The following is a 10161-nucleotide window of genomic DNA, read 5'->3' as shown; positions in this document are numbered from 1 at the left end:
CCGCTTGCCGAATCGCCCCGTCGGCCAGCCCTAAACAGGACGTCCACCGGCGGGAGAATCTATAACTTGAAAGGCGGAAAACCGCCGCCCGAAGATCTTTCCGCCCTACCCGCGCCCCCTATTCCGTGACTACGCGATGCACTATCTGTTCCGCCCTCTCAAGCATCTAGGCCCCATCCTGGCGTGGGCGGGCGAACGCGGGGCAGACATGCAGATCGCGCCCGAAACCTTCGAGATGTCGCTGCGCCTGGGCGACCGCCATATCGTGCTCATCCCGCGCTTCGTGCTCGAACACGAGGGCCGCACGATCTACCAGCGCGACCTGGCCAGCGATGGCAACTTCATCGGCTGGATGCCGTATCCGGTCAAGTCCTGGCCCTTGTCCACCAGAAAATCGGCCAATCGATTTTCTTCAGCTTCTGTCATCCCAACCTCCTACGCTCCCAATGCGCCGAAACGTACTGGATCGCTTTGAAGCACCTACATCGACAGCACGAGACTTGCCTTGCCCGAATCTGCATGAACCATTACCCGCACATCTGGTGGATCAACCACGCAATTGGGATCAAGCGCCAAAGGCACAAGAAAAATCACTTCCCAACATGAATCGTCCGTGCCAACTACCCGGACGGGTTCGCTGAATCCAATTCTCTTCTCTATCAAGTACTGCGTTGCAAGCTCAATGGCCTTGCTACGATCCATGCGAATGGTCCCTCACTCAACCGCAAATAGTTCAGTTCTAAAATGGCTCGCGATGTCGATCGCAACAATGCATCCTGCAATGCAACTCCGGCCATAGCGCCTTTGGGCTTGCGAAACCACCCAATTGAGCACCGGTGAGCCAAATACGGCAAGCCACTCCCGCGCCGCTCAAGAAGCCCACTCAAGGCACTGAGGAAACTCTCCTTTTTCCCATGCGCGAAACACCTTCACCGCGGCCCGTTCAAAGTGGTGCATTTTTTCATCTTCGAGCATGGGTTCCATCAAGACCACCTCTCCATCCTTCCTGCGCAATTCAACCATCCCTGCCTTGCCGTTTCCTGTACCAAAGGAGTACCTGACCACCGCACCGGTCTCCAGGACCTTTTCAATTCGCACGTATATACCCATTTTTATGCCTCGTTGAGCGCTATCGGCGCGTAGCCGCTAGAAGCAACTCAGTATCGAGAGCTGCCAGGCAGACACGAAAGCGGCAACGCAACATCGGTTTTTAATAGGCTCTACGCACGCCCGATGTAGCACCAGCATTGACGACTCGGACAAGCCTACCGCCGCCGTCCTGGACTCTCGTCATTTCCCACGCTACTCAATACGCTCATAACCAAGCCCCGGACACTGCGCGGCTATTTTCTCAAAACTCCAAGGCCAGCGTTCAGCCGAAACAGTTCGTAGAACTCCTTGTTCTCCCAGCCATCGCTGTACGCCATAAGTACTTTTTCCAGCGCCCTGCCATTTGCCATCGGGTTCCGCATCCCGACCAACTGCGCCTCTGCCCATTCCCGGATTTCAGGCCACCTGAGCCTGTGCATGAGGAAAGCGACAGGCTCGTCACTAATTTTCTTTTCCCTGAATAGCTCAATCAGAAGGGCCACGATCTGCGGGCGCAGATGCGGTGCGGCATCGATGATCTCAAGACAACGCAGGTAACTCGGTTCAGCCTTGTCAAAGGAGTACTCCGTATTCAAGACTTCCTCCGAGACCAACAGCGCCTGTTCGAATGCCTCGATGCTCTGTGCTGCCATGCATGACTCCTTGATCGTACGAAAAAGAAAGGCAGCCACCACCACTCAACCGCTCAGACGCATCCAAAAGCGCCTAATCCACGGACTTGCAATGAATCCGGATGCTGCCATTGCGAGCGAACTGCCGAAATACACCCAACCGCCCCTAAACTGAAACCGCCCGGCGCAGATAACTTAAGGATGTCGTGGCGCGATACGCGCGCCGTTCAATCTGCCCTATTGATCCATGTCCCGTGAAATCCAATGGCTGTGGCCCACTCCGATCATGCACTACAACCTGCGCGAGAGCGGCCAGGTCGGGACGGATCTGCACACGGCCTTGCAAGCCTATTCCGAACAAAACCAGAGCCGCCTGCTGAACGACGAAAGCCGGTCCGCGACGCTGGAAACCCTGTACACCCGCTACGACACGGGTGTTTTCAAGCGCACGCGCGATCCGCAGCTTAAAGCCATCCGGGAACTGTTGTTGACGGAATGCGACAGCTACGCCCACGAAGTCTACGGCGAGCAGATCCATCAGGCCAAACGCCATCACACCATGTGGTTCGTGGTCCAACGGTCGGGCCAGGCCAAGGACGCCGTGCATGCACACTATCACGAAGGCTCGGATCTGGCCTTTGTCTATTACCTGACTATGCCGAAGGACGGCAGCGGCCAGCTTGTGCTGATGGACCCCCGGGGCACGGTCGGGCGAGGCGGTTTCGTGGTTCCCCGCCACGCCCTGGTGAAGATCATCCAGCCCAGCGAAGGCGATCTGATCATGTTCCCGCGTTACCTGATGCACTACACCACGCCCAATACCGATGATGTGACGCGGCGGGTCATCGCAGGCAGCGTCAAGTACGAACGGCCCGCATAGCATTCCTCAGCGCTACCCTTGGCCTTCCTCAGCGGCATTCATGTATTACCTGTTTCGCCCGATCAAGCATCTGCATCCCATCCGTGAATGGGCGCTTGCTCATGACGCGGAGATGCTGATCGCGCCCGAGACGTTCGAAATGACCATTCGTTTCGCTGGCCGCCAGATCGTGCTGGTGCCCCGATTCGTCCGGGAGCACAACGGCCAGACGATCTATCAGCGCGACTTCGCCGGCGATGGCGATTTCATCGGGTGGATGCCATATCCGGTCAAGTCCTGGCCTTTGTCGACGGACAAGACCTTGTTCAAGGAGTATGCGCTGGCCAATGGCCTGCGGGTGACGGCCAGCTGGACCGAAGGCCCTCCATTGGCGCCCGACTACATCGTCAAGCCCGCCATAGGATCATTCGGCGTGGGCATCCGAGGGCCGTTCGGACCGCTGGCGCCATTGAACAGCGACGATCCGCTGCAGGCAGGGAATTTCTGCGAGCAGTTCATTCGCGGCCGCAGCGCGAAAGCGTGGTTCTGGAATGGCGAGCCCGTCGCGCTTGAAGTACTGACACCTCCGCAGATCACCGGCGATGGCCGCCGGACGCTGCGCGAGATCGCCACCCAGCCCCGTGGCAATTTCGATCTGACGATGGACCTGGATGATTCGGTCCAGATCCTGGCATGGCAAGGCTATCACCCGGACGAAGTTGTGCCCGAGGGCGTGAACGTCATGCTCGATTTTCGCTACATGACGCCGCACGACCGCGTCACGCTCAAGAACCGCGATGTCTGGCAGCAGGCGACCGCGGCAGTCAAGGCGCAGTTCTGCTTTGCCGGCCCCCTGCTGTATCGAGGCATTCCGGATGCCATCCGCCGTCACTCCGTATTCACGCTTGACGCCGTCATTGACGACGATGATCGGGTCTGGCTGTTGGAAATGAACAGCCATCCCATGATTCACCCCAATGTGTATCCGCATATGCTGGCGTCCGTGTTCACGGAAGAGACGCCGGCAGCCGAAGCGCCTGAAGACGGGTTGAAGGCCGAGGCCGAACATACGGCCTGACCTTCTTCAGGTGGGCCTCAAATCTCGGCCAGCGGCGACAGCCGCATGTTTCCGACCAACGATTCCGCCAGTTGCGCGCAGTGCAGGGCGTCGCCTCCACTGACTGCGAACATGGGCCAAGCATGGCCAAGATCGAACGGACGGCCAGAATCGTAGGCAAGCTCGCCAATCAGGGAGATGCATCCCTCGCCGAAACTGGCCTTGCGACGCCCATGCTCCAGCGGCAGCACCACCCGCCGGATGCCGACATAGGGAGCGTTCCAGCTGAAGTCCAGCGAGGCCGTCATTCCCAGCATGTATGCGAGCGCAGCCTGGTAGTACGGCAGACCCAGGCCGTGGAACGCGCGGTCCGGCATGGTCCCCGGTCGCAGATTGATGTCGATGGCGCAAAGCTGCCCATCCTTTTCCACGCATTGGATGTATATGACGGACTGGCGCAAGCCCACGTCATACAGCGCCTGGATCATCTGCGTGATCTGGTCGTGGTTCGCGTGGCGCTCGCCCAGCAGCATCCATTCGCATTGCAGGGTGTCGCGGGTGAAGCGCAAGCGCCCGCCCTCATAGACGGCGACGCCATCCGGGCCGGCGACCGCCGCGGCGGTATAGATGTCGCTATCGCCGATGTACTCCATGGTCAGATAGCGTCCATACCAGGAATTGGGATCGTTCTGATAGGCCAGGAACGCCTCCAGCAATTGGCGTTCCGCCAGCCAATCATGGAAATGGCGCAGGCTGTCATAGCGTTGATAAGCCCAGGGATGCTCGGCGAACGACCCGCTGCCCTTGTCCGGCTTGACGATGATGGCATAGGGTAGATCAAGCCTCAGGTCCTCCACGCGCAACGGCGCGTGCGCCCATAGCGTGGAGAAGCCGCGTTGCGCGAGAAATCGATAGGCCAGGGACTTCTGCGTGGCGATCGTCGTGGCAAGCACCTCGGGACCCGCTACCTGATGCAGAGCCGCCAGATTGGCGGCATCCACGCTGCGGAAGTCGCTGCAGGCAAATACACCCAGGGTGCCGGCATCGGGATAGTCGGCGACCGCCAGGCCCAGTGCGTCGGCCGCCGCCCGGTATTGCTTCTCCTTGGCGGCGCTTTCGCGGCTGTGAGACGAGAGCAGGACGATGTTCTTCTTCATGCTTGGGCCCTCAAGGCGGAATGCAGTTGTCCGTTGCGCAGCAGATCGAAGGGATGGGTCTTGCCGAAGTGCGCATTGACGCGCCAACGATCTTCCCCGGGGTCGTGGTCGAACCAGGGCGCAAAGCCCAGCACCAGATGGATCCTGGGCTGGCTGCTGGGTTCTTTCACGTACACCCGGTGGGGGATGTTGGTATTGAAGGTATAGGCATAGCCAGGCTCGAGGAAATGCTCGGTCATCGTGTCCGAGTCTTCCTGTGGCTTGTCCTTTTCATGCTCGATCTGCAGGCGATAGGCGGGGTCCGAGGTCAGGGGAATGTTCAGGCGCAGGTTCTCGAACACGGGTTCGTCGCGATGCCAGCCATCCATGAAATCCGAGGTGATGCCGCGCTCGCCGATCAGCACGGACAGGCGCGAACGAATCAGGGTCAGGCCGCATTGATCCAGGAACCTGCCCAGCTCGCCCAGCCTGGCCGCCGGCGTCCTCACGCGAAATCCGTAGGAATCGAAGTACGTGTTCTTCAGGCCCCGATGCCGTTGCACCGAGTTGTAGAAGAACTCATTGATCGGGTTCAGGGACGTACCCAGCGTGGCCTGATGCACATCGTCCATCCCCGGCTCGTGCATGTCGGGGTTGTAGACCAGCGAAAGAGATTGATAGTTGTGGTCGTGATGACGTCCTTCCGCCGACAGCCACCCGTGCAGGCCATGGGCCTCGATCGCCTGATAGGCGGCATCCTGCAAGCCTTCATATAGCCCCGCCGGCAGCGGAATCGCCAGCAACTGCGATGAAGTCTGGCCGCTCAACGCATCGCTGGCCTGCTGAAATGCAGTTTGGGTCTTCAGATGCTGAACGAGTGTGAGCGCGTCGGGCGCCTCTTTAACCAGGAACGATGACATGGTCCTTACCTATCAATTGAAGGGATGCGGAAAACCGGGGCTGCGCCCCCGTCCCGCGTAAAGCTGGCGCATGCGTTGATAGACCGGATGCCCGGCGGGTTCGTTACCCGCGCCGAACTTGATGGGGACCAATCCGGGAATAAACGCCTTGACGGTGGGCGTGCGCAATGGCGCGCCGTCGCTCAAATCAACGGCAATCAGCTGCTGGCCGTCTTCGCGCAGGCGTTGGACCAGGCCTGCCCAGTCCCTGGACAGGCGCCGTTCGGCCGGGGCGGCAGCCGGCGCGGCGACCAGGTGGTCGGCCCGTCGAAAATAGGCCTTCTGTTCATAGAGCGCCGCATGGTCTTCCGCTGCGCGCACCTGTCCGGGCCGGAAGGCGGCAGGCGCTGGATTGTGCAGCGTGATGTAAATCTGCGCTTCCAGCTCCATCAGGGCATGATCCATGGCTGTCACGAAGTCATAGCTCGCGCAGCTGGACACGCGCGTGAAATGCCGGGATTCCGATTGGCCATGGCAGAACGCCACCGGGCAGTAGGCGTGCCCGATATCACGCAGCGTCACCTTGATGCCCGCATCGCGCAGGCGGCGCAGCCGGGCTTGCAACGAAGCGGGCAGCGCGTCTTCGATGACGGCGATGGCGTCGCCGCCCAACCACAGGCGCATGAACGCGTCGCGCTCGATGAGTTCCAGCACCGCGTTCTCAAGCGCGGCGTCCATGGATGCATGCGAGGCGGCGCCGGATGTATTGGCATCGGTATAGGGCAGCTTCCGGTCCAGATCCGACAAGCCGGCCTGCAGATAGACCAGGTCGGCCAGCAAGAAGCAGGGCGCGCCATCCAGCACATTGCGGGCAGCCTTCCACCAGTATTCCGCCGTCGGGTCGAAGGGGCGGTATGGAAAGCCGGCGCGCTGATACTGCGCCGCGCCGTAGCAGAGGATGTCGCGGGGATCAATGGCGCCTGGCAGGTCCCCATGACGCGCGGCGACCAGCCCTAGCGGCCGGCACAAGGCCGCGCGCTCATGGCTTTCCATGGTCGCTTTCAGGCGCGCGCGCGCGGGGTCGGGATCGCGGCCCCAGGACCATGGATGGGCGGCATTGTCGCGGGCGCGGCACAGAAAGAACGGGCGTTCACCGTCGGCGTCCCTGATGGCCACCCATTCGAACTCGCTGGCGGCCGCCACCGCCGGAGGCGCCGCGACGGTCCCGAGTATCACCGTCGTGATGGGAACGATGGCGTCCGCGCATCCCAGCAACGTCGCCAGCTCCCGTTCCATGAATCCGCCGATCTCAACGGCATGGCAATCGCATGCCACCGCCGCAAGCAGCGCGTTCTGCGCGGCATGCCCGGCTTCCAGCGGCACATACGACAACGCGCGGGGTCCGTACTTGTTCGCGCTCGCCGCGAAATCGGCGGCGATCACCAACACCCCTTGCGCATTATTCAGCAGATCCGGAGAGGAGAACGCTGCTTCAAGCGTGGTCAGATCCGCGTTGATCAAGGAGTAATGCAAGCGCCCTTCGCCGCTTGCCGACAGCGCATAGGCACCGGGCGACAGCGTGCCGGTGGCGCGCAGGTTCAAGTAGTAGTGACGTAGCGGATAGAGCGCGCCGGCCGACGGCGTGACGGTGCGCAAGCGATCTTCATCATCAACCACGCCGGCCGCCGCCCACAAGACCGCGGTCAGGATCTGCGGCGCAAGCGCCTGTTCTCCGAAATAGCGGCGAGAGGCCCGCAGACGCAGGAGCTTGTGCAGCCCGTCGGCGCGCGGATCGCTTTCAAGCGTGATGGCATGGCAGCCTGGAGCCGCTTTCAGGCGCGCCTGAGCCTCGTCCATCAAGGCCACGATCCGGGCAGGCTCGGGGGCTGTTCCCATCGATCTGGGATTCAAGACATGCGACCAGAGTTGCCTCGGCATATCGGCGGCGCTGACCAGCACCCCCTCGGCAATCAGCGTGGTCATCAGCCCGGTTGCCGCCTGCGCGTCCCAGCCCCGCTCGGCGCAGGCATTCAGCCACTGCCGGGGCGTCAAACCACCGTCAAAGTCGCGCAGGCTGCGCAGCACGGCTTGCGGCGCGCGCAGCGACAACGTGCGCGAGGCCTGCCGGCATTGCAGGGAGGAACCATGCAGCAGGCTTCCGGGCATCAACACGTGAGGAAGATCCAGTTGCATGGCGTATCGCCGGGGCGGGAGGGGCCCGCCAGCCGGCTTTCGTGCGCTTCTTCCTTGCGTTTTACTTCCCGCCGCTGCCCGCCGGGACAGGCAGGGGCTGGCTGCGGCGCTGCTGGCTGGACACGCTCCAGGTGAAACGCTTGGGATCGTTCTGGGGGGTGCCGGGCTGCGGCGTGGTGACGGGGGTCTGGCTCATGGTTGCTCCGATGTCGGTACCTGGGCTGGCCTGAAGGGCCAACCCTGTGTGTAGAGACCGGCCATTTACCGGCTCAAGCAACTTTTCCAGGTGGGGGGATGGTGGTTTAGGGCGGTGGTTCTCGCCGTTTCGGTTTGCCGGTGGATGCGGCAGCCGCGTGGTGAGGCGATTGACGACTTATGTATTCCGTTTGGTCGTAGCCGCTGTAGTTCACGTTGTGGCTGCTCGACAGCCCCGCGCGGGTCATCTTGACAAAGCGCGTGCTGAGCAGCCGACTCCGCTAGATGTGTTGGTCGAGACTGCTTGAGCAAACACCGGTTTGGGGACCGGTGTCAGGTGAATACCATCTCAGTACATTCGTATCGACAACTAAACACCCAGCCCATTCCTATTATTCGACATCCTAGTGTGACGTTGCGACCAGCCCCACCCCTAAACGGATTGTTACCAGAAGACCGCCAGATCTCCATGTATGCCACGAGCTAAATCGCTGACTCCCCCTGATCAAGGACAGTAAAGTAGATTGATATTACCAAGCCCCTCACAGATCAATCCTTCGGGATGCCCACTCCAACCCATCCTTACTCAACATTAGATGCGAGTCACGTGTTCCCGAAAATTCGCTCGCAACACCCAACCAGCCAAACAGAGGGTCGTACTGAACTTTCCAAATGGTTGAATCTCGGTGCAGCCCTTGCACATTCAGATATCGTGGAACGCCGTCCGCTGAAATACAAATCATGGAAGCCACATCAGAGCCATGTCGGTTCTTCTGATCCTGAAAGTATGAAACCTGATTACCTTTGACACCCCCTGCCCCAAGGTATCGAACCCCTTCTATCCGAGTTGGTTTCACCGACCCCGTCTTGGGCCACGGCACAACCCAGAAGTTCTCGTGATCGGTAGCCCCGGGACTAGGGTCCCACTCAAAATCGTACATAGTTAATGGGGGCGGACTCTCGGAGCAAATCAACGTTGCGCTGTGATTACATGCAAGCGCCGCCATGATCCCCTCAATGCTTGCTCCAACATCAAGTGTTGCATCTTGCACCATGAACCGGTCAGCCTTCGCTGACACTATTAGCGGCTGGCCACTCTCGCCAAGATCAGAACGCAGACTCTGTCCAAATAGAAAATACTCTGCGTCAGAAGATCCGAATCCGCAATACAAATGCGCACTGATTGATAATGACTCTTCCTCAACAACGCCGTTTGATACTCGCAAGACAAAAACGGTCGGGGACATACACACGACGATTATGTCAGCGGAGCCAGCCTGAAAAGAAAATATCCGATTGTAGGCGCTCCCCCCCGAAAACAACCCCTCCGGTCGCTCTTTTTCCCAATAAGTACCGTCAAGAAACCTGATGATTAACGCCACATCCGTAAGCATCCACCGGCAGAAATCACCAACACCATTTGTTTGGACCCTTCCAAAAGCGACATCTGGTGAAGTGAATTGTTGATCAAAAATCCTAACCTTCCTGGCCGGATCAATGACGCAAGTGAATCTCACAGAGTCCCCAATTAAGGGAAACTGGAGCAATTCCGCGCAAGCATCATATTTTGAGGACATTATTAGTTCCTATTTTTTGATCCAATCGTACAACTCTATTGACAATCGGCTGCCTGCCCAATAACCGGAAGCCCCTCCGATTAATCCACCTACAACACCGCCAATAGCAACACCAAGCACATTCCCCACGACAGGCACAGCTGTGCCGAACGCACCGCCTAGCGCAGCGCCAACAGTTGCCCCAACTGGTAATCCCCCCATTTTTAGCGATTGGCAGAAGTAGGAACGCTACGCGGCCATGGCTAACCGCTGTTTTGGCGTAAATCCGCCCAGAGCCATATTTGGGCGCTCGTGATTGTAGGACCACATCCACTGTGTGGCGATGTATTGACCCAGCAGAACCTGCTCAGGTTAAGTGGCTAATGCAAACGCCTCAGCCGGAGTCTTCATCTCGAGCGCCTGGTGCGGGCGTCGGTGATTGTAAAAACGTATCCAGTCGCCTACAACGCGGCTGGCGTGCTGGATATTCTCGAAGCGATGCCGATGCGCGCATTGTTCTTTGAACGTACGGATGACACGCTCAA

The 10161-nt window shown here is 59.6% G+C and carries 12 protein-coding genes; 3 read left to right on the top strand and 9 right to left on the bottom strand.

The genetic code is table 11. The features are described 5' to 3' along the window. The first annotated feature begins 136 nt into the window (after positions 1-136). Positions 137-475: a hypothetical protein gene (locus ACEU5R_RS31175; RefSeq protein ID WP_392413710.1), complete on the top strand. Its 339-nt coding sequence runs from the start codon at positions 137-139 to the stop codon at positions 473-475. A 5-nt stretch (positions 476-480) separates the two neighbouring features. On the opposite strand, the gene ACEU5R_RS31170 is transcribed toward ACEU5R_RS31175, so the two are convergent. The 3 genes from ACEU5R_RS31170 to ACEU5R_RS31160 form a co-directional block, all read right to left on the bottom strand. Next, positions 481-702, bottom strand: coding sequence for a hypothetical protein (locus ACEU5R_RS31170; RefSeq protein ID WP_392413708.1), 222 nt, complete (start codon positions 700-702; stop codon positions 481-483). 168 nt (positions 703-870) lie between these two features. Next, on the bottom strand, positions 871-1110 hold the full coding sequence (locus tag ACEU5R_RS31165) for a hypothetical protein (protein ID WP_392413706.1): 240 nt from the start codon (positions 1108-1110) through the stop codon (positions 871-873). Between the two features lie 233 nt (positions 1111-1343). Continuing rightward, positions 1344-1742, bottom strand: coding sequence for a hypothetical protein (locus ACEU5R_RS31160; protein ID WP_392413704.1), 399 nt, complete (start codon positions 1740-1742; stop codon positions 1344-1346). Between the two features lie 226 nt (positions 1743-1968). On the opposite strand from ACEU5R_RS31160, the gene ACEU5R_RS31155 reads away from it, so the two are divergent. Beyond that, complete coding sequence (locus ACEU5R_RS31155) at positions 1969-2601, top strand: putative 2OG-Fe(II) oxygenase (protein ID WP_392413702.1); 633 nt, start codon at positions 1969-1971, stop codon at positions 2599-2601. 40 nt (positions 2602-2641) lie between these two features. Next, positions 2642-3658: a hypothetical protein gene (locus ACEU5R_RS31150; RefSeq protein ID WP_392413700.1), complete on the top strand. Its 1017-nt coding sequence runs from the start codon at positions 2642-2644 to the stop codon at positions 3656-3658. 17 nt (positions 3659-3675) lie between these two features. Here ACEU5R_RS31150 and ACEU5R_RS31145 read toward each other — a convergent pair whose 3' ends face one another. The 6 genes from ACEU5R_RS31145 to ACEU5R_RS31120 all read right to left on the bottom strand — a co-directional run bounded on the left by ACEU5R_RS31145 (position 3676) and on the right by ACEU5R_RS31120 (position 10150). Next, complete coding sequence (locus ACEU5R_RS31145; RefSeq protein WP_392413698.1) at positions 3676-4794, bottom strand: hypothetical protein; 1119 nt, start codon at positions 4792-4794, stop codon at positions 3676-3678. Then, positions 4791-5693, bottom strand: coding sequence for a hypothetical protein (locus tag ACEU5R_RS31140; protein ID WP_392413696.1), 903 nt, complete (start codon positions 5691-5693; stop codon positions 4791-4793). The genes ACEU5R_RS31145 and ACEU5R_RS31140 overlap by 4 nt, the downstream gene beginning before the upstream one ends. A gap of 12 nt (positions 5694-5705) precedes the next feature. Continuing rightward, complete coding sequence (locus tag ACEU5R_RS31135) at positions 5706-7865, bottom strand: YcaO-like family protein (RefSeq protein WP_392413695.1); 2160 nt, start codon at positions 7863-7865, stop codon at positions 5706-5708. 61 nt (positions 7866-7926) lie between these two features. Next, positions 7927-8061 (bottom strand): hypothetical protein, encoded by a 135-nt coding sequence (locus tag ACEU5R_RS31130; protein ID WP_392413693.1) that lies wholly within the window; start codon positions 8059-8061, stop codon positions 7927-7929. A 541-nt stretch (positions 8062-8602) separates the two neighbouring features. Continuing rightward, positions 8603-9637, bottom strand: a complete 1035-nt coding sequence (locus ACEU5R_RS31125; protein ID WP_392413692.1) for a hypothetical protein — start codon at positions 9635-9637, stop codon at positions 8603-8605. 351 nt (positions 9638-9988) lie between these two features. Next, positions 9989-10150 carry an integrase core domain-containing protein gene (locus ACEU5R_RS31120; protein WP_392413712.1) on the bottom strand — a complete coding sequence of 54 codons (162 nt, stop codon included), beginning with the start codon at positions 10148-10150 and terminating at the stop codon, positions 9989-9991. Positions 10151-10161 lie beyond the last annotated feature (11 nt).

It is taken from the genome of Achromobacter sp. 413638 (assembly GCF_043119405.1).
In the GTDB taxonomy this organism is placed as follows: Bacteria; Pseudomonadota; Gammaproteobacteria; order Burkholderiales; family Burkholderiaceae_B; genus Achromobacter.
Note: the sequence above shows the minus strand (reverse complement) of the source record. Positions and strands in the feature narration are given on the sequence as shown.

What these genes read in the sequence shown, in the direction of transcription:
- ACEU5R_RS31175 (WP_392413710.1), top strand. Translation starts at nt 137, where the DNA reads ATGCACTATCTGTTCCGCCCTCTCAAGCATCTAGGCCCCATCCTGGCG.
- ACEU5R_RS31170 (WP_392413708.1), bottom strand. Translation starts at nt 702, where the DNA reads ATGGATCGTAGCAAGGCCATTGAGCTTGCAACGCAGTACTTGATAGAG.
- ACEU5R_RS31165 (WP_392413706.1), bottom strand. Translation starts at nt 1,110, where the DNA reads ATGGGTATATACGTGCGAATTGAAAAGGTCCTGGAGACCGGTGCGGTG.
- ACEU5R_RS31160 (WP_392413704.1), bottom strand. Translation starts at nt 1,742, where the DNA reads ATGGCAGCACAGAGCATCGAGGCATTCGAACAGGCGCTGTTGGTCTCG.
- ACEU5R_RS31155 (WP_392413702.1), top strand. Translation starts at nt 1,969, where the DNA reads ATGTCCCGTGAAATCCAATGGCTGTGGCCCACTCCGATCATGCACTAC.
- ACEU5R_RS31150 (WP_392413700.1), top strand. Translation starts at nt 2,642, where the DNA reads ATGTATTACCTGTTTCGCCCGATCAAGCATCTGCATCCCATCCGTGAA.
- ACEU5R_RS31145 (WP_392413698.1), bottom strand. Translation starts at nt 4,794, where the DNA reads ATGAAGAAGAACATCGTCCTGCTCTCGTCTCACAGCCGCGAAAGCGCC.
- ACEU5R_RS31140 (WP_392413696.1), bottom strand. Translation starts at nt 5,693, where the DNA reads ATGTCATCGTTCCTGGTTAAAGAGGCGCCCGACGCGCTCACACTCGTT.
- ACEU5R_RS31135 (WP_392413695.1), bottom strand. Translation starts at nt 7,865, where the DNA reads ATGCAACTGGATCTTCCTCACGTGTTGATGCCCGGAAGCCTGCTGCAT.
- ACEU5R_RS31130 (WP_392413693.1), bottom strand. Translation starts at nt 8,061, where the DNA reads ATGAGCCAGACCCCCGTCACCACGCCGCAGCCCGGCACCCCCCAGAAC.
- ACEU5R_RS31125 (WP_392413692.1), bottom strand. Translation starts at nt 9,637, where the DNA reads ATGTCCTCAAAATATGATGCTTGCGCGGAATTGCTCCAGTTTCCCTTA.